The organism is Sulfitobacter sp. 1A13353, assembly GCF_043557255.1.
In the GTDB taxonomy this organism is placed as follows: domain Bacteria; phylum Pseudomonadota; class Alphaproteobacteria; order Rhodobacterales; family Rhodobacteraceae; genus Sulfitobacter; species Sulfitobacter faviae.
In genome coordinates this window covers 112,454-128,695 of record NZ_JBIFFS010000007.1, presented here as the reverse complement: position 1 = coordinate 128,695, position 16,242 = coordinate 112,454, and the positions used below count along the sequence as shown (strand labels likewise).

20 protein-coding genes are annotated in these 16,242 nt (G+C 62.4%); 13 read left to right on the top strand and 7 right to left on the bottom strand.

Annotated elements, in window-relative coordinates; genetic code table 11:
* Nucleotides 1-90 precede the first annotated feature (90 nt).
* Genes ACGYLO_RS16830 through ACGYLO_RS16805 form a run of 6 tightly spaced genes read left to right on the top strand, consistent with a single transcriptional unit; the run spans nucleotide 91 to nucleotide 5,363 of the window.
* Nucleotides 91-1,023: a DMT family transporter gene (locus ACGYLO_RS16830; protein ID WP_271687417.1), complete on the top strand. Its 933-nt coding sequence runs from the start codon at nucleotides 91-93 to the stop codon at nucleotides 1,021-1,023.
* 12 nt (nucleotides 1,024-1,035) lie between these two features.
* Nucleotides 1,036-1,896, top strand: a complete 861-nt coding sequence (locus tag ACGYLO_RS16825; RefSeq protein ID WP_271687418.1) for an ATPase — start codon at nucleotides 1,036-1,038, stop codon at nucleotides 1,894-1,896.
* Nucleotides 1,897-1,952: 56 nt separating this feature from the next.
* Entirely contained in the window at nucleotides 1,953-2,870 is a 918-nt protein-coding gene (gene metA / locus ACGYLO_RS16820; protein WP_271687420.1) for a homoserine O-succinyltransferase, read from the top strand.
* Complete coding sequence (locus ACGYLO_RS16815; RefSeq protein ID WP_271687421.1) at nucleotides 2,854-3,843, top strand: alpha/beta fold hydrolase; 990 nt, start codon at nucleotides 2,854-2,856, stop codon at nucleotides 3,841-3,843. Before metA ends, ACGYLO_RS16815 begins: the two co-directional genes overlap by 17 nt.
* A gap of 40 nt (nucleotides 3,844-3,883) precedes the next feature.
* On the top strand, nucleotides 3,884-4,753 hold the full coding sequence (gene ppk2 / locus ACGYLO_RS16810; RefSeq protein WP_271687423.1) for a polyphosphate kinase 2: 870 nt from the start codon (nucleotides 3,884-3,886) through the stop codon (nucleotides 4,751-4,753).
* A complete protein-coding gene (locus tag ACGYLO_RS16805) occupies nucleotides 4,746-5,363 on the top strand; it encodes a TetR/AcrR family transcriptional regulator (protein WP_067266873.1) in 618 nt (205 codons plus the stop codon). Before ppk2 ends, ACGYLO_RS16805 begins: the two co-directional genes overlap by 8 nt.
* A gap of 12 nt (nucleotides 5,364-5,375) precedes the next feature.
* On the opposite strand, the gene ACGYLO_RS16800 is transcribed toward ACGYLO_RS16805, so the two are convergent.
* Nucleotides 5,376-6,371: an LLM class flavin-dependent oxidoreductase gene (locus ACGYLO_RS16800; protein WP_271687425.1), complete on the bottom strand. Its 996-nt coding sequence runs from the start codon at nucleotides 6,369-6,371 to the stop codon at nucleotides 5,376-5,378.
* Nucleotides 6,372-6,609: 238 nt separating this feature from the next.
* Between ACGYLO_RS16800 and ACGYLO_RS16795 the strand changes: the two genes are divergently transcribed.
* On the top strand, nucleotides 6,610-7,299 hold the full coding sequence (locus ACGYLO_RS16795) for a hypothetical protein (protein WP_271687428.1): 690 nt from the start codon (nucleotides 6,610-6,612) through the stop codon (nucleotides 7,297-7,299).
* Nucleotides 7,300-7,446: 147 nt separating this feature from the next.
* Here ACGYLO_RS16795 and rpsI read toward each other — a convergent pair whose 3' ends face one another.
* From rpsI to ACGYLO_RS16780, 3 genes are all read right to left on the bottom strand, one after another.
* The gene (gene rpsI / locus ACGYLO_RS16790; protein ID WP_271687429.1) at nucleotides 7,447-7,947 is read right to left on the bottom strand and encodes a 30S ribosomal protein S9; all 501 of its coding nucleotides are present in this window, start codon (nucleotides 7,945-7,947) and stop codon (nucleotides 7,447-7,449) included.
* Between the two features lie 2 nt (nucleotides 7,948-7,949).
* Nucleotides 7,950-8,411, bottom strand: coding sequence for a 50S ribosomal protein L13 (gene rplM / locus ACGYLO_RS16785; RefSeq protein ID WP_067266879.1), 462 nt, complete (start codon nucleotides 8,409-8,411; stop codon nucleotides 7,950-7,952).
* A gap of 160 nt (nucleotides 8,412-8,571) precedes the next feature.
* Nucleotides 8,572-9,987: a PLP-dependent aminotransferase family protein gene (locus tag ACGYLO_RS16780; RefSeq protein WP_271687431.1), complete on the bottom strand. Its 1,416-nt coding sequence runs from the start codon at nucleotides 9,985-9,987 to the stop codon at nucleotides 8,572-8,574.
* A 110-nt stretch (nucleotides 9,988-10,097) separates the two neighbouring features.
* On the opposite strand from ACGYLO_RS16780, the gene ACGYLO_RS16775 reads away from it, so the two are divergent.
* The gene (locus ACGYLO_RS16775; RefSeq protein ID WP_271687433.1) at nucleotides 10,098-10,328 is read left to right on the top strand and encodes a DUF1127 domain-containing protein; all 231 of its coding nucleotides are present in this window, start codon (nucleotides 10,098-10,100) and stop codon (nucleotides 10,326-10,328) included.
* A gap of 253 nt (nucleotides 10,329-10,581) precedes the next feature.
* Here ACGYLO_RS16775 and ACGYLO_RS16770 read toward each other — a convergent pair whose 3' ends face one another.
* On the bottom strand, nucleotides 10,582-11,010 hold the full coding sequence (locus tag ACGYLO_RS16770) for a PaaI family thioesterase (protein WP_271687434.1): 429 nt from the start codon (nucleotides 11,008-11,010) through the stop codon (nucleotides 10,582-10,584).
* A 58-nt stretch (nucleotides 11,011-11,068) separates the two neighbouring features.
* Between ACGYLO_RS16770 and ACGYLO_RS16765 the strand changes: the two genes are divergently transcribed.
* The 4 genes from ACGYLO_RS16765 to gluQRS all read left to right on the top strand — a co-directional run bounded on the left by ACGYLO_RS16765 (nucleotide 11,069) and on the right by gluQRS (nucleotide 14,966).
* Nucleotides 11,069-11,854, top strand: a complete 786-nt coding sequence (locus tag ACGYLO_RS16765) for an enoyl-CoA hydratase (RefSeq protein ID WP_271687436.1) — start codon at nucleotides 11,069-11,071, stop codon at nucleotides 11,852-11,854.
* Between the two features lie 249 nt (nucleotides 11,855-12,103).
* Nucleotides 12,104-13,444 (top strand): methylenetetrahydrofolate--tRNA-(uracil(54)-C(5))-methyltransferase (FADH(2)-oxidizing) TrmFO, encoded by a 1,341-nt coding sequence (gene trmFO, locus ACGYLO_RS16760; RefSeq protein ID WP_271687437.1) that lies wholly within the window; start codon nucleotides 12,104-12,106, stop codon nucleotides 13,442-13,444.
* Between the two features lie 53 nt (nucleotides 13,445-13,497).
* Nucleotides 13,498-14,112, top strand: a complete 615-nt coding sequence (locus ACGYLO_RS16755) for a class I SAM-dependent methyltransferase (protein WP_271687438.1) — start codon at nucleotides 13,498-13,500, stop codon at nucleotides 14,110-14,112.
* Nucleotides 14,109-14,966 (top strand): tRNA glutamyl-Q(34) synthetase GluQRS, encoded by an 858-nt coding sequence (gluQRS, locus tag ACGYLO_RS16750; RefSeq protein ID WP_394376945.1) that lies wholly within the window; start codon nucleotides 14,109-14,111, stop codon nucleotides 14,964-14,966. Before ACGYLO_RS16755 ends, gluQRS begins: the two co-directional genes overlap by 4 nt.
* 9 nt (nucleotides 14,967-14,975) lie before the next feature.
* On the opposite strand, the gene hisI is transcribed toward gluQRS, so the two are convergent.
* Nucleotides 14,976-15,335 carry a phosphoribosyl-AMP cyclohydrolase gene (gene hisI / locus ACGYLO_RS16745; RefSeq protein WP_271687442.1) on the bottom strand — a complete coding sequence of 120 codons (360 nt, stop codon included), beginning with the start codon at nucleotides 15,333-15,335 and terminating at the stop codon, nucleotides 14,976-14,978.
* Between the two features lie 75 nt (nucleotides 15,336-15,410).
* Between hisI and ACGYLO_RS16740 the strand changes: the two genes are divergently transcribed.
* Nucleotides 15,411-15,872, top strand: a complete 462-nt coding sequence (locus tag ACGYLO_RS16740) for an iron-sulfur cluster assembly scaffold protein (protein WP_271687444.1) — start codon at nucleotides 15,411-15,413, stop codon at nucleotides 15,870-15,872.
* A 192-nt stretch (nucleotides 15,873-16,064) separates the two neighbouring features.
* Here the strand turns inward: ACGYLO_RS16740 and ACGYLO_RS16735 are convergent, their stop codons facing one another.
* Nucleotides 16,065-16,193 (bottom strand): hypothetical protein, encoded by a 129-nt coding sequence (locus ACGYLO_RS16735; protein ID WP_269451604.1) that lies wholly within the window; start codon nucleotides 16,191-16,193, stop codon nucleotides 16,065-16,067.
* Nucleotides 16,194-16,242: the final 49 nt, after the last annotated feature.

Here is a 16,242-nt window from a genome sequence, read left to right as displayed (position 1 = left end):
ATTACGCCGCCTGAGCCTCTCGGGCGGCGTTTTTTATGCATGCGCATCTTTCGGGTCGTGCCGATCAATGGAACAGCCTAAACCCAAGCCATGATCACACAGAAAACCATCCCCCCGCGCGCTTGGATCGAAATGGGCTGTCTCGCCCTGCTCTGGGGCGCGTCCTTTGTCGCCGTGCGGGTGGCCTTGGATGAGATCGGGCCGCTGACCTCGGTCGCTCATCGGGTGTTCTGGGCGATGTTGGTGCTTTGGGCCGCCGTCGCCACCATGCGCCTGCCACTGCCGCGCGACCCGCGCATCTGGGCGGCCTTCCTGCTGATGGGGCTTTTGAACAATGTGATCCCCTTTTCGCTGATGGCATGGGGGCAGCTGCACATCCCCTCGGGGCTGACCTCGATCCTCAATGCCGCCACCGCGATCTTTGGCGTGCTGGCCGCCGCCATCTTTCTGGCGGATGAGCGGATCACCCCGCGCAAGGCGATTGGCGTCTGCCTTGGCTTCGCCGGCGTCAGCACCGCTATCGGATTGGAAAATCTCACGAATTTCGACCTCGGCAGCCTTGCACAACTGGCCGTGCTGGGCGGGGCGATGTCCTATGCCATGGCCGGTGTCTGCGCACGCAAACTGCTGCCGGGCCAGCCGCCGCAACTGGCCGCCGCCGGGATGCTCACCGGAGCCACGCTGATCATGCTGCCGCTGGCATGGGTGGCGGAGGGACCGCTGACGCTCAACCTCGCCCCCGCCACGCTCATGGCCATTGCCTATTACGCGCTAGCTGCCACCGCGCTGGCCTATCTGCTCTACTACCGTGTGCTCGGCATGGCGGGCAGCAGCAACCTGATGCTGGTCACGCTGCTGGTCGCACCAGTCGCGATCCTCTTGGGCGCTTGGCTGCGTGATGAGACCCTGCGCCCCGCTGCCTATGGCGGTTTCGCCCTTCTCGCACTTGGGCTTCTGGTGCTCGATGGCCGCATCTGGCGTCTGGTGAAACACTGGGGTAGTCAGGGGAAACGAAGCACTTAACCTTGGTGATACATGCTCTACCCCACGGCTGACGATTGGCGCGCGGCGCCGCGGCGCAAAGTTCTGATCTTCGGCATGTCGGGCTTGGGCAAGACCCATCTCTCCAGCCTGCTGCGCGCCAGCGGGGATTGGTTTCACTACTCCATCGACTACCGCATCGGCACCCGCTACTTGGGCGAGCTCATCGCCGACAATGCCAAGGCCGAGGCGATGAAAGTGCCCTTCCTGCGCGACCTGCTGCTGAGCGATAGCATCTACATCGGATCGAACATCACCTTCGACAATCTGTCGCCCGTGGCGACATGGCTGGGCAAACCGGGCGACCCTTCGCGCGGCGGGCTGCCGATGGAAGAATACGCCAAACGGCAACAGGCCTTCCGCCGGGCCGAGATCAACGCCCTGCAAGACACCGCCTATTTCGCCAACCGCGCCGAGGCGCTCTATGGCTATCCGCATTTCATCTGCGACACCGGTGGCTCGATCTGCGAATGGGTCGACCCCGAAGACCCGAACGACCCGCTCCTGCGGCAATTGGCCGAGGAATGTCTGCTGGTCTGGATCAAGGGCGACGAGGCCCATACCGAGGAACTTATCCGCCGCTTTGACAAAGCGCCCAAGCCGATGGCCTATCAGCCCGAATTCCTCGCCCGGGCATGGGCTGATTATCTGGCCGAGAAAAACATCACCGAGGATGCGGTGAACCCCGACGATTTCATCCGCTGGACCTATGCCGCCGCCCTGTCGCACCGCCAACCGCGCTACGCCGCCATGTCGAAATGGGGCGTCACGATCACCCCTGCCGACATCGACGCGCTGAAAGCTCCCGAAGACTTTACCGACCTCATTGCCCGCCACCTGCCCGCGGGCGGTTGAACCCGCCCCGCCCAAGATTATCTGACTGCACTGGCTACCCCTGAAAGACCTGTCTCATGCCCATCAAGATCCCCTCCCGCCTGCCCGCCTTCGACGTTCTGCGCAACGAAGGGGTCATGGTGCTGGACGAGGAACTGGCCTCGCGGCAAGACATCCGCCCCCTGCGCATCGCTCTGCTGAACCTGATGCCCAAGAAAATCCAGACCGAGAACCAGTTTGCCCGGCTGATCGGTGCGACACCCTTGCAGATTGAACTGAGCCTCATCCGCATGTCCGACCACCGGACCCGCAACACCGCCGCCGAACATATGGAAAGCTTCTACCGCCCCTTTGAGGAGATGAAGGCCGAGAAGTTCGACGGGCTGATCATCACCGGCGCACCGATCGAACATCTCGACTTTGACGAGGTGACCTATTGGGACGAGCTGCGCGAGGTGATGGAATGGACCCAGACCAACATCCACTCCACCTTTGGCGTCTGCTGGGGCGGCATGGCGATGATCAACCACTTCCACGGCGTCAAGAAACACATGCTGAGCGAAAAGGCTTTCGGCTGTTTCCGGCACCGCAACCTCGCGCCCGCCTCACCCTATCTGCGCGGCTTTTCGGATGATTGCACCGTGCCCGTCTCGCGCTGGACCGAGATGCGGCAAGACGAGGTTGACGCCCATCCCGGCCTGACCACGCTTTTGGGCAGTGATGAGGTTGGCCCCTGTCTGATCGAAGACCCCGCGCACCGCGCGCTCTATGTCTTCAACCATTTTGAATACGACCGCGACACGCTCAAGCAAGAGTATGACCGCGATGTCGAGAATGGCGTGCCGATCAACGTGCCCTGCAACTACTACCCCGAGGATGACCCCGCGCGCACGCCGGTGAACCGCTGGCGCAGCCATGCGCATCTGCTTTATGGCAATTGGATCAACGAGATATACCAAACCACCCCCTTTGATATGAATGAGATCGGCCATTAAACTGCTGCTTGCCCTCCTCCTCGGGCTGGCGCTGCTTACCGCGCTCGTCCAATGGCGCGCCGCGCGGCATGAGGCGCGGGCCGAGGCAAGCCATCCGCCTGAGGGGGAAATCATCACGGTCGACGGCCTGCCAGTCCATGCCAAGATCATCGGCAGCGGGCCGGATCTGGTGTTGATCCACGGGGCCAGCGGCAACCTGCGCGATTTCACTCTAAGCTTCGCTGAGCGGCTGAGCGACCGCTACCGCGTCATCATGTTCGACCGTCCCGGCATGGGCTATACCGCCCGCCTCCCCGGCGCGCGCGGCGCGTGGAACCCGCTGGGCGAGTCGCCACAGGAACAGGCCGCCCTTTTGCTGAAAGCGGCGGATCAACTGGGCGTCGAAAACCCCATCGTGCTGGGCCATTCCTTTGGCGGGGCCGTGGCGCTGGCTTGGGGGCTGCAACGCCCTGATGAGACCGCAGCGCTGGTGCTGGTCTCTGCCGTGTCGGAGCCTTGGCCCGGCGGTCTGGGCTGGCTCTATAACGTCAGCGCCTCACGGCTTGGCGGTGCGCTCTTTATCCCAGCCGTCACCGCCTTTGTGCCAGACAGAGTGGTGCAAAGCAGCATCGCGGCGATCTTTGCCCCACAACAGCCGCCCGAAGGCTATGCCGATCACATCGGCACGGGCCTCACCCTGCGCCGCAGCGCCAGCCGCGCCAATGCGCAACAGGTCCACCAGCTTCGCCCCCATGTGGTTGAAATGGCAGCGCAATATGACCGCCTGACCATGCCGGTCGAGATCATCCACGGCGATGCCGATACCATTGTGCCGATGCATATCCACGCCGAGGAACTGATCAAAGACATCCCCGACGGCGCCCTGACCCGCCTGCCCGGCATGGGCCATATGCCCCATCACGCCGACCCGCAGGCGGTGGTCGATGCCATCGACCGCGCCGCCGCCCGTGCCGGTTTGCGTAAAGCGCCTTAACATCCCATATTGAAACAAGAACAACCCGCAAGGAGCGCCCATGGACCTGCCCTTTGACGGCGCAATCAGCGCCTTTTACGAAAACGACGCCCCCGAGGACATCCGCCAAGCGATCCAGCGAGCCGACAAGGACGATATCCTTTCGCCCAGCTATCCGCATGACGAACGTCTGTCACGCAAGACCTATGAGCGCGACTATGACCGTTTGCAGATCGAGATGGTCAAACTGCAATCATGGGTGCGCGAAACCGGGCAGCGGGTGGTCATGGTTTTTGAGGGCCGCGACGCCGCTGGCAAAGGCGGCACGATCCGCCGTATGCGCGAAAACCTGAGCCCGCGGTCTGCGCGGGTGGTGGCCTTGTCGAAACCCACTGAAACCGAACAGGGCGAGTGGTATTTTCAGCGCTATATCAAACACTTGCCCACGGCGGGCGAGATGGTTTTCTATGACCGCTCTTGGTACAATCGCGGGGTGGTGGAAAAGGTCTTTGACTTCTGCACCCCCGAACAGCGCGCGCATTTCTTTGAACAGGTCACCCCGTTCGAGCAGATGCTCGTCGAAGACGGCATTCACCTGATCAAGTTCTGGCTCAACGTGGGCCGGGCCGAGCAGTTGCGCCGCATGTTGTCGCGCGAGTCCGATCCGTTGAAACAGTGGAAACTCAGCCCCATCGACGTCCAAGGTCTCGCGAAATGGGAGGAGTATTCCGCCGCCATCGCCGAGACACTGCTGCGCAGCCACACGGATGAAACCCCGTGGACGGTGATCCGCTCTGACGACAAACGTCGCGCCCGTCTGGCGGCCATGCGCCATCTGCTGCACCGTTTCGACTATCCTCAGAAAGACGCCAAGGCGATCGGCAAGATCGACGATGAAATCTGTGGCAGCCCGGACATCTGGGATGCCTAAGCGCGGCTACCATCATGGCAACCTGCGCCAAGCGCTGATCGACGCGGCGCTTGAGTTGATCGAGCAGCGCGGCCCCACGGGTTTCACCCTTTCCGAGGCCGCCAAACGCGCGGGCGTCACCCCGGCGGCGGTCTATCGCCATTTTGAGGGCCGCGAAGACCTCATCGCCGAGGCCGCGCATCAAGGCTATGATATCTTTGCCGATTTGATGGAATTCGCCTATCAATCCGGCCAGCCCTCGGCGCTCAAAGCCTTTGAGGCGACGGGCCGCGCCTATCTCGCTTTCGCCCGCAAACATCCCGGCCATTACATCGCGATGTTCGAATCCGGCATCTCGGTCAACCGTACGCCGGAACTGGCCCATGCCGCCAACCGCGCAAATGCGGTGCTGGAACGCGCGGCCACAGACCTCAGCCAACATATCCCGGCGGACAAACGCCCGCCTGCCTCAATGTTCTCAGCCCATATCTGGGCGATGAGCCATGGCGTAGTTGAGCTTTTCGCCCGCAACTCGCCCGGGCGCGCCTCACCCTTCCCGCCCGATGACCTACTGGAAACCGGGATCGGGATTTATCTGCGGGGCTTGGGGCTGGTCAGCCCCGACGAATGAGGGCGGCGGCCCTTAGGCCGCCACTGTCATCTCCTGCAAGACATTCGCCGCAATCTCGAACGAGCGCAGGCGCGCGGCGTGGTCGTGAATCTGCCCGGTCAGGATCAACTCATCGGGGCGATGCTGCGCGATCAGCGTTTCCAACTGGCGTTTCACCGTCTCAGGACTGCCCACGGCAGAGATGCGCAATGCGTGGTCGACCCCTTGGCGCAGGCCCGCGCCGATCTCGGCATCGATGTCGCGCACCGGGGCCGGAAGCTTGCCGGGGCGGCCAGTACGCAGACGGGCGAAAGCCTGCTGCATGGTGGTCCGCAGATAGGCGCCCTCCTCATCCGTTTCGGCGGCAAAGACGTTCACCGCCAGCATGAAACGCGGTTCGGGGCAGGCTTCGGATGGTTTGAAATCCCGGCGATAGATCGCCGTGGCCTCTTCCAAGGCGTCCGGCGCGAAATGCGAGGCAAAGGCATAGGGCAACCCGAAATGGGCCGCCAATTGCGCACCATAGAGCGAGGAGCCGAGGATCCAGATCGGCACATACGTCCCCTCCCCCGGATGGGCGCGGACCGGTGCGCTGGGATCGGGCGCACCCAGATAGGCCATCAACTCGGCCACGTCATCGGGGAATTGATCGCCCGCGCTCATGCCCCGGCGCATGGCGCGCATCACCGCCTGATCCCCGCCCGGCGCGCGGCCCAGCCCCAGATCGATCCGGTCGCCATGAATCGCCGCAAGCGTGCCGAACTGTTCGGCAATGGCCAAGGGCGCATGGTTGGGCAGCATCACCCCACCCGCGCCGACGCGGATCTCTTTCGTGTGATCCGCCACATGCCCCAGCAGAACCGAGGTCGCCGCCGAGGCGATGCCGGGCATATTATGATGCTCCGCCATCCAAAACCGGTGATAGCCCTTGGCCTCGGCCAGTTGTGCCAGAGCGACGGAATTGGCGATGGCGGTGGTGGTGTCCGACCCTTCGGGCACTGGCGCAAGATCAAGAACTGAATACTGCATGACTGTCTCCTGTGTTGGGGCTGATATAGGCAGGCACAGCCCCGCCCGGAACCACGTCGCCCCAGAAAAACCAACGACTTGGGCGAAATTTCCGTCGATCACAATGTTATGTTCTAACGCATGCCAGATATGCGCAATCGGGCCTTGCCGCCCCCCGGTGAGCGCCCTATCCGATGGGCCTTCACAACCTGACCTCGCCAGTCGCAGACAAGCTATGGTCCAAAACTAGGCAAATGCCATGAATATCAAACATCTTATCGGGTTCGGCCTCACCGCCGGGCTGCTCTCCTCTGCTGCCTATGCGCAGGAAAACGTCACTACCGGTTTCGACCCGGTCATCGAAGACCGCAGCATGACTTCCATGGTTGGCTGGACCGCCGGCGTCTCTGCCGCGACACGGTTCAACACGTCGGATGATTTCGATCACCTCGAAAACGAAGTCGAAGGTTTTGTCGAACTGACCTACGGCGGCTTCCACACCGGGCTGAGCGCGACTTCGCTTTACCAAGACCCCAGCGATGACGTCGAATTCGAAGCAAACCTCGGCTACGGCGCGGACTTCGGTCAGGATCTCAGCTGGGATCTGACCTATGGCTACATCTGGCTGAACGATTCCAAAGACCACAGCGAAGAGATTACCGCGACGCTGGGCTTCCCCATCGGGCGTGACGCCTCGGGCGCATTCGCCGTGATCATCGACCCCGACAATGGCGAAAGCGATCAGGAAGTCGCGTTTGAAGCGCCCCTGTCCGAGCGTTGGACCGCCGTTGGCCTCATCGGCAACAGCGACCGCGACGACAACATCTATGCCGAAGCCGGTGCCGTTTATGACTTCGGTGACGGCGTCACCTTCGAAGCGCTTTACGAAGACACCAACGATGGCGACGGCGTGCTGGGCTTCACCGTGAGCTACGAAATCGGCGGCTAAGCCGTCTCGGGATCAGAAGCGATCCGACCCTAAGGCCGCTGCGGGAGACCGCGGCGGCCTTTTTCGTATCCCGCGGCCAACCCTGCTTACCGCAACGAAAAAGGGCCACCCCGGAGGGCAGCCCTTTCGCAAACTTGATCGGTAAGCTTAACGCTTGGAGAACTGGAAGCTCCGGCGCGCTTTGGCCTTACCGTATTTCTTACGCTCGACGACACGGCTGTCGCGGGTCAGGAAGCCTGCCGCTTTCAGCGCACCGCGCAGGGAGGGATCGTAGAGCTGCAGCGCTTTGGAGATGCCGTGCTTGACCGCGCCCGCTTGACCGGACAGACCGCCACCTTTGACAGTCGCGATCACGTCGAACTGGCCTTCGGTGTTGGTGATGCCGAACGGCTGCGCGAGGATCAGCTGCTGCACGGGGCGCGCGAAGTATTCGTTCTGCGGCTTGCCGTTCACGATGACCTTGCCGGAACCGGGCTTAATCCAAACGCGGGCGACCGCGTCTTTACGCTTGCCGGTGGCATAGGCGCGGCCCAGTTCGTCACGAACCGGCTCACGGGGGGTCACTTCGGTCTCGGTGCCCTGCGCGCCGCCGATGTTGTCGGTCACGGCTGCTTCCAGACCGTCGAGGGATTTGATTTCGTCAGCCATGCTCATGCACTCCGCGTGTTTTTCTTGTTCAGGGATTTGACATCCAGAACTTCGGGGCTCTGCGCCTCATGGGGGTGTTCGCTACCTGCATAGACGCGCAGGTTGGTCATGATCTGGCGGCTCAGGCGGTTGCCGGGCAGCATGCGCTTGACCGCTTGGGTCACAACACGCTCAGGATGCGCGCCTTCGAGGATCTGTGCCTTGGTGCGCGATTTGATGCCACCGGGGTGGCCGGTGTGCCAGTAGAAGTGCTCTTCGCGCTTCTTGCCGGTCATCTGCACCTTGTCGGCGTTGATGACGATCACGTTGTCGCCGCAATCCATATGCGGCGTGAAGGACGGCTTGTGCTTGCCGCGCAGGCGCATGGCAACGATCGAGGCGAGACGGCCCAGCACGACGCCTTCGGCGTCGATGATGATCCATTTCTTGTCGATATCTGCCGGTGTCGCAGAAAAGGTTTTCATGGATGAATTCCCGTTTGAGGTTGGTCGGAACGAGGAATCCCCGCCCGGTGTCTGATGGTGGCGTTATAAACACCTGCATCGCCGGGTCAAGCGCATCAATACCTGATTTTATTTTCGAAAACAATGTGTTATGATTTAGGTATAATAATACCCCATATTTCTACACGCTGATCTGCTCCGGTGGATTGTCCAGAAGGCAGCGCAGCCGCTGCATCGCTGCCTCGAAAGAGCGCAGGGAGACATGGGCGTTCACCGCAATGCGCACCGCATGGGGTGCGCGGCCATCGCGCAGGGCGAATTCATCGGCCGAGCGGATCTGCACGCCCTGCGCCTCTGCCGCGCGGCAGAACCCGGCGGCCCGCCACCCCGGCGGCAGTTGCAACCAGAGGAAGGGCACATCGCGCGACCATTCCAAATCGTGGCCGCCCAGATGATTCACCGCCACTTCGACATATTCCGCCAGTCTTTCGCGAATATCCGCGCAGATCGTCTTGAGCCGTGGGTCCGTCAGGAGAATCCGCGTGGCTTCGGCCAAGGGACGCGCGAGGCCGAAATAGCCATATTCCGCAACCCGCCGCAGGTCCGCCGCGCGGCCTGCGGGCGCCAGTGCAAACCCCACCCGCAAGGCAGGCGTCAATTCCTTTGAAATCGAAGAGACATGCCAGACATGCTCGGGCCAGAGCGAGCGATAGCTCGGCGCGCGGGCGAGGCCCATGCGGTAGCAATCATCCTCCAAAATCTCCAACCCATGCCGTTTGGCGACTTCCAACAGCGCACGCCGCCGTTCAAGGCTGGTGTGGCTGCCCGTGGGGTTATGCACCTCCGGCGTCGTGCAAAAGACCTGCGCCCCGCTGTCGCGCGCGGCCTTGTCCAGCGCCTCTGGCAGCACGCCCTCTGCGTCCATCGCCACCCCAACCACCTCGGCGCGCAACACCTCTGCCGCGCGGCGAAACCCGGCGTAGGAGAGGTCTTCGACCAGCATCACCGGCTTCGGCCCCGAGAGGATCGCTTGCAGTACCAATACAATCCCGCTCTGCCCGCCATGCGACAGCACGACGTCACGCTCGCTCAGCGGCCCGAGGGCGAGATGCGACAGCCAGTCGACCACCGCTTGCCGCACCGGGGCATAGGCGTCGCGGGTGGGATAGTTCATCAGGTCCTCGCCTGGCACATCCGCCACCTGCCGCAGGGCGCTGCGGATCAGCGCCACCTGCCCCATGTCCGGCAGGCGCGGGCTGAAGAGGCTGACCGCATCCGTATCGGCAACCTCCAACTCCTTGATCCAACTATCTTGTTCGCGATTCCAGACATCTTCGCGGATGGCCGCCTGCGGCGGGGCGACAAAGGTGCCACGGCCCACCTCGGCCTCTAGCAGACCCTCATCGGTGAGGATGGTATAGGCCCGCGCCACGGTGCCGGGGGTAATCCCCAATTGCCACGCCAGTTCCCGCACCGGCGGCAGCTTATCCCCCACCGCCAGAGCGCCGGAGTTGATCCCCTGCCGGATGGTCAGCGCGACGAGCTTGTACTTCGGCCCCTGCCCCTCGGCCAGTGTCGGCTGCCAAATTGTACCCATTACAATATTCCTGTGGTCAAATTGTATCGCGCTTTGTACCGTTGTATCTGTAGACATTCTACACTTTGTGTCAATACAATTTTGCCGATACAATTTCAAGGAGTTCCCCCATGACACAGGCACGCCCCCTTACCGCTGATGCAATGACATTGACGACATACCGCGCCCTGCCGGTCCCTGCGGTGATTGCGCTGCGCTTTGCGGCGGTCGTGACCACATGGGCGGCCCGCCGACGCACCCGGATCGCGCTTGCCGCGCTTGAACCGTGGGAGCTTGAAGATGCGGGACTTACACCGGAACAAGCCTCGGCCGAGGCTTCCCGCGTGTTCTGGCAGGCGTAGCTTCCCTGTGGCGACTGCCAGACCTCTTCCTCGGGCCGGGTTTTCCCGGCCCTTTTTTGTGGCCTTTGAGAATTCCTCGGCCCGGTCTCAAGCCGCAGGCGCCGGGCCATCGCCTGCCCGCCCCGGCGGGCTGGCGATTTGGTGAGGCTGGGCGCATTTGCGAGAAGGCGCATCACGGCTGCGCCATAAAGTGGCATGGACCGGCGTCGCAATCGCCACCCCACGGTCAGGCGCTGGCCCTAAACTCTGCCCCTCACCCCATCGACGCTGGCGGAATCGCATAGGTCAGCCCGGCCCGCGCGACCGGCCTGTCCGACCCTTCGGAATAGATCAACACATCCGTCACCGACAGCTGCCGCCCCAGCTTCAGCAGCTTGGCATGGGCCACCAGCGGCACATCCGCCAGCGGTTTGCGCATGAAATCAATCGAGCAATTCGTCGTCACCGCCAGCGCCTTGGGCCCGATCATCGCCAGCGTCACCAGATAGGCCGAGACATCCGCCAGCGCGAACATCGACGGGCCGGAAACAGTCCCTCCGGGCCGCAGATGGCGACGGCTGGTCAACAGGCGCATGGTGATCTCGTTCTCGGCCACATGATCCACGGCGAAATCATCCGCCACCTGATCGAACACCTCCCGCATGAAGGCCTCCAACGCCTCCGCATCCATCACCACGGCCATACTTGTCCTCCCTGCTGTCCTCGGCGTAACGTTGGCGTGATCAACCGGGGAGGGCAAGGTGGCAATTCTTGACGTTACGGCACGCGGGCCGGTGACCCACCTGCGCATGAACGCCCCCGAACGGCTGAACGCCCTGTCGGACGAAATGCTGGCCGCCCTGCACGCGCGCTTCGACCAATTGGCCCAAGACCGCGCCACGCGGGTCATCGTCCTTTCCGGCGCCGGCAAAGCCTTCTGCGCGGGCCACGACCTGCGCCAAATGACCGCCATGCGCCAAGCCGAAGACGGGGGAGCGGCGGGCTTCAAAGACCTTTTCGACCGCTGCGCCGCCCTGATGGCCCGCATCCAAAGCCTGCCGCAGCCCGTCATCGCCCAAGTGCATGGCATCGCCACCGCAGCGGGCTGCCAATTGGTCGCCACCTGCGATCTGGCCATCGCCGCGGATGACTGCCGCTTTGGCGTCAACGGCGTGAACATCGGCCTTTTCTGTTCGACCCCCATGGTCGCCCTGACCCGCAACATCCCGCGCAAACAGGCGTTTGAGATGCTCACCACCGGTGAGTTCATCTCTGCCCCTCGCGCTGCTGAACTGGGCCTGATCAACCGCGCCGTGCCGGGGGACCAACTGACCCAAGAAACCGAGGCACTGGCCGAGAAGATCGCCGCCAAACTCGGCACCGCCGTCGCCCATGGCAAAGGCGCCTTCTACCAACAAATGCAGATGGCCAGCGAACAAGCCTACGCCTTCACGGGCGAGGTCATGGTCCGCAACATGCTCGAGGCAGAAACACGCGAGGGCATCGACGCCTTCTTGGAAAAACGCCGACCCGATTGGCCCCAATGATTGTTTCCAAAACCGCCAGCCTTTGTTGCCACGCTGGGGCTGGCAAATCTGGCGAAATCACGGCATAGTTATGTTAGGGCATAGAAACCCTGATGATTTTGGGTCGCCACAGGCGGAAGGTCCCTCCGGGTCAGCCTCTCACTGACCGACCATTCCCGCCGCGGCGACCCCAAAACCATTCCTCTCCCGCAGCCTCATCGCCCCTTCTTGCCTGTTGCGTGCGGCGCTGCCCTGCCCTACATCGCCCCCATGACAGATACATTGCACATCATCGGCGGCGGCATGGCCGGATCAGAGGCGGCTTGGCAAGCGGCGAACGCGGGCGTGAAGGTCGTGATCCACGAGATGCGGCCCAAGGTCGAAACCTTCGCCCACCAAACCGGGCTTCTGGGCGAGATGGTGTGCTCCAACTCCTTCCGCTCGGATGATGACGAACAGAACGCCGTCGGCCTGCTGCATTGGGAAATGCGTGCCGCCAACGGGCTGATCATGGCCTGCGCCGACAAAAACCGCCTGCCCGCAGGCGGCGCATTGGCGGTGGACCGCGACCCCTTCGCGCAGAGCGTGACAGACACGCTGCTCGCCCACCCCAACATCACCGTCGAATATGGCGAGATCACCGAACTGCCGCGCGACGGCAAATGGATCATCGCGACCGGTCCGCTGACCTCGGGCAAGCTCGCCGAAGCCATCGCGGCTGAAACCGGCGCCGAGGCGCTGGCCTTTTTCGACGCCATCGCGCCGATCGTCTATTTCGACAGCATCGACATGTCCAAAGCTTGGATGCAGTCGCGCTATGACAAGGGCGAGACCGAGGAAGAGCGCACCGCCTACCTCAACTGCCCGATGGACAAGGAGCAATACGAGGATTTCATCGACGCGCTTTTGGCCGCCGAAAAGACCGAGTTCCGCGAGGGCGAAACCGCAGGCTATTTTGACGGCTGCCTGCCCATCGAAGTGATGGCCGAACGGGGCCGCGAAACCCTGCGCCACGGCCCGATGAAACCCGTGGGGCTGACCAATCCGCACCAGCCCAAGGTCAAGGCCCATGCCGTGGTGCAATTGCGCCGCGACAATAAACTGGGCACGCTGTACAATATCGTCGGCTTCCAGACCAAGATGAAGTACGGCGCGCAAACAGATGTTTTCAAACGCATTCCGGGGCTGGAAAACGCGCGCTTCGCCCGTTTGGGCGGCATCCACCGGAACTCCTTCATCAACTCGCCGACACTGCTCGACGACCAGATGCGCCTGCGCAGCCGCGACAATATTCGCTTTGCGGGTCAGATCACCGGTGTCGAAGGCTATGTGGAAAGCGCCGCCATGGGCCTGCTGGCGGGCCGCATGGCCGCCGCTGAAATCAAGGGCGGCAGCCTGCCCACCCCGCCCGACAGCACCGCCATGGGCGCGCTGATCACCCATATCACCGGCGGGGCCGAGGCAAAAACCTTCCAACCGATGAACGTGAACTTCGGCCTCTTCCCCCCGGTCGAAGGGCTGAAATCGGGCCGCCGTGGCCGCAAGGACCGCTACAAAGCCTATACCGACCGCGCGAAGGCCGATTGGCAAACATGGCTTAATCAAGGTTAACGCCACAGGGGTTAACACTGGATCCTCCCGCCCATCCCCCATATCCTAGGGGCATGACACAGCATTTTTTCGACAAGGCCTATGCGGCGCGGGACACCAATGTGATCCGCAGCCTCTATGACGAATGGGCAAGCAGCTATGACGAGGACATCAAGGCGCAAGGCTATGCCACGCCCGACCGCGCCGCTGCCACGCTCGCAGAATTCCTCGACGACAAAGAGCAGCCGATCTTCGACATCGGCTGCGGCACCGGGCTGTCCGGCGCGGCGCTGAAACAGGCGGGTTTCAGCACCATCGACGGCGGTGATGTATCCGCTGCCATGCTGGAGCAAGCGCGCAAAAAAGGCATTTACCGCAACCTATTAGAACTCGAAGTTGACGCGCCGCTTCCCTTTGCGCCCGGAACTTATGCAGCGATCAGCGCCATCGGTGTGATCGGCCCCGGTGCGGCTCCGATCACCCTCTTCGATACGCTCATGCATGGGTTAGAAAAGGGCGGTAAGCTCCTATTTTCACTAAATGAAAAGGCGCTGGAAGATCGCGGTGCTTTGGGCATGATCCACGAATGGACCGATTGCGGCGCGGCGATCCTTCTCTTTGCCGAGGAAGGGCCGCACCTGCCCGGGATCGACATGAAGTCTACCGTATATCTGATTGAAAAGAATTGACTCTCACCATCAGATTCGCGCCATCCCCGACCGGTCCACTGCACCTCGGCCACGCCTATTCCGCACTCTTGGCCCATGATCTGGCAACGGCGGCAGGGGGCGATTTTCTGCTGCGGATCGAAGACATAGACCAATCCCGCGCGCGTGCGCATTGGGAGGCGCAGATCTACGAAGACCTCGCATGGCTGGGCATCGACTGGCCGCAACCCGTCATGCGGCAATCGGATCGAATGGCGGCCTATCAAGCCGCCCTAGATGCCCTCTGGTCGCGCGGTCTGCTCTATGCCTGCACCTGCAACCGCCGCGACATTGCCGCTGCCACCAGCGCGCCGCAAGAGGGAGCAGAACCCGTCTACGGCCCCGATGGCCTCATCTACCCCGGCACCTGCCGCACGGCAGGCCACCCCAAGAGCTCCGGCGCGCTGCGCCTTGATATGCGTAAGGCACTGGAAACCCTTGGCAATACCAAGCTAAGCTTCACCGAAAACGGCCAGGGCCCGAATGCCGAAACCGGAAAGATCACCCTTTCCCCCGATCAGTTGATCGACACGGTCGGGGATGTGGTCTTGGCCCGCCGCGACATGGGCACGTCCTATCACCTTTCGGTCGTGCTCGACGACGCCGCGCAGGGGGTGACGCTGGTCCCGCGCGGGGCCGATCTGTTTGAGGCGACCTACATTCATGTGGTGCTACAGGCATTGCTCGATCTGCCGACGCCGCTCTATCACCACCACCGCCTGATCCGCGATGACAGCGGCAAACGACTGGCCAAACGTGATGACGCCCGCGCCATCGCGCTCTATCGCGAGAACGGCGCCACGCCCGACGAAATTCGTGAAACCGTCGGGCTTTAGCGCACGGTCTTAATCCATCGGCTTCATCAGTTCGACCTCTTCACCGTCCTGAATGCCCGTGTAAAAGCAGCTCCGCCGCCCGGTATGACAGGCCGGCCCGGTCTGATCCACCATCACCAACAGGCAGTCCCGGTCACAATCGACGCGCATCTCGACCAGCTTTTGCACATTGCCGCTGGTTTCGCCCTTCACCCAGAACGCCTGCCGCGAACGGCTCCAATAGGTGACCTTGCCGGTCTCGAGGCTGCGCGCGATGCTCTCAGCATTCATCCACGCCAGCATGAGCACCTCATGGGTCTCGGCGTCCTGCGCGATGGCCGGGATCAACCCCGCTTCGTTAAACTGAAGGTTTGCAGGATCAAATGTCATCGGGCACCTCGTGGAAATATTTGCATCTGTCTCTGCGGCGCTTATGTAGGGTTTCAGCACGAAAAGGAACAGCCCATGTCGGATGAGACGGACCTCATCAAGCTCTACTCCGCGCGCATTCTCGCGCTCGCGGCCGAGATCCCCCACTTGGGCCGCATGGAGGCCCCGCAGGCAAGTGTGAAACGCCGCTCACCGCTCTGCGGCTCCACCGTGACGGTCGATGTGCGGGTTGAGGATGGGCATCTGGCCGAGATGAAGCAGGACGTGAAAGCCTGCGCTCTGGGGCAAGCCGCCGCCGCCGTGGTGGGCGATGCCGCCCCCGGCAGATCGCTCGCGCAGATCACAACTGCACGCGATCAACTGCGTGCCATGCTTAAAGGCGAAGGCCCGGTGCCGGATGCCCCTTTCGACGGTTTCGAAGTGCTGACCCCCGCCACGGCCTATAAAAACCGCCATGCCTCCATCATGCTCAGCATCGAAGCATTGACGGAAGCGATGCAAGAGGCCGAAGCACCTGCCGAAGCGGGCGAACGCTGAACGCGGCCAACCTCAGCCCGCTTTCCCCACTGAAAAACTAAAAAAACGCCGCACATCCTGCGAAGGATGGCGGCGTCAGTCGGCGTGCCTCATGTGGGACCCACTTTGCCGAAACCCGACGCGGACAGGCAAGTCGGAGCATCAAATTGGGACGGATGCAGCGGCAAAACGGCATGAGAGCCTTGGCAGAACTCAGATAAAGGCGGGCAGATGCAGACCCACCACCAGCATCACGATCAAAGCGGCGGCCCCTGCTGCATCTTGCAGCAATGTGGCCTGTGATCTGACGGCGATAGATTTTAGGGCAGTGTAAGTCATCATCAGTACCTCCTTATCTGTGTTGCTCCTTTGTTCTCATCTCTCCACCCGC

Coding starts and splice junctions, on each gene's coding strand:
- ACGYLO_RS16830 (WP_271687417.1), top strand. CDS start 91: ATGATCACACAGAAAACCATCCCCCCGCGCGCTTGGATCGAAATGGGC.
- ACGYLO_RS16825 (WP_271687418.1), top strand. CDS start 1,036: ATGCTCTACCCCACGGCTGACGATTGGCGCGCGGCGCCGCGGCGCAAA.
- metA (WP_271687420.1), top strand. CDS start 1,953: ATGCCCATCAAGATCCCCTCCCGCCTGCCCGCCTTCGACGTTCTGCGC.
- ACGYLO_RS16815 (WP_271687421.1), top strand. CDS start 2,854: ATGAGATCGGCCATTAAACTGCTGCTTGCCCTCCTCCTCGGGCTGGCG.
- ppk2 (WP_271687423.1), top strand. CDS start 3,884: ATGGACCTGCCCTTTGACGGCGCAATCAGCGCCTTTTACGAAAACGAC.
- ACGYLO_RS16805 (WP_067266873.1), top strand. CDS start 4,746: ATGCCTAAGCGCGGCTACCATCATGGCAACCTGCGCCAAGCGCTGATC.
- ACGYLO_RS16800 (WP_271687425.1), bottom strand. CDS start 6,371: ATGCAGTATTCAGTTCTTGATCTTGCGCCAGTGCCCGAAGGGTCGGAC.
- ACGYLO_RS16795 (WP_271687428.1), top strand. CDS start 6,610: ATGAATATCAAACATCTTATCGGGTTCGGCCTCACCGCCGGGCTGCTC.
- rpsI (WP_271687429.1), bottom strand. CDS start 7,947: ATGGCTGACGAAATCAAATCCCTCGACGGTCTGGAAGCAGCCGTGACC.
- rplM (WP_067266879.1), bottom strand. CDS start 8,411: ATGAAAACCTTTTCTGCGACACCGGCAGATATCGACAAGAAATGGATC.
- ACGYLO_RS16780 (WP_271687431.1), bottom strand. CDS start 9,987: ATGGGTACAATTTGGCAGCCGACACTGGCCGAGGGGCAGGGGCCGAAG.
- ACGYLO_RS16775 (WP_271687433.1), top strand. CDS start 10,098: ATGACACAGGCACGCCCCCTTACCGCTGATGCAATGACATTGACGACA.
- ACGYLO_RS16770 (WP_271687434.1), bottom strand. CDS start 11,010: ATGGCCGTGGTGATGGATGCGGAGGCGTTGGAGGCCTTCATGCGGGAG.
- trmFO (WP_271687437.1), top strand. CDS start 12,104: ATGACAGATACATTGCACATCATCGGCGGCGGCATGGCCGGATCAGAG.
- ACGYLO_RS16755 (WP_271687438.1), top strand. CDS start 13,498: ATGACACAGCATTTTTTCGACAAGGCCTATGCGGCGCGGGACACCAAT.
- hisI (WP_271687442.1), bottom strand. CDS start 15,335: ATGACATTTGATCCTGCAAACCTTCAGTTTAACGAAGCGGGGTTGATC.
- ACGYLO_RS16740 (WP_271687444.1), top strand. CDS start 15,411: ATGTCGGATGAGACGGACCTCATCAAGCTCTACTCCGCGCGCATTCTC.
- ACGYLO_RS16735 (WP_269451604.1), bottom strand. CDS start 16,193: ATGATGACTTACACTGCCCTAAAATCTATCGCCGTCAGATCACAGGCC.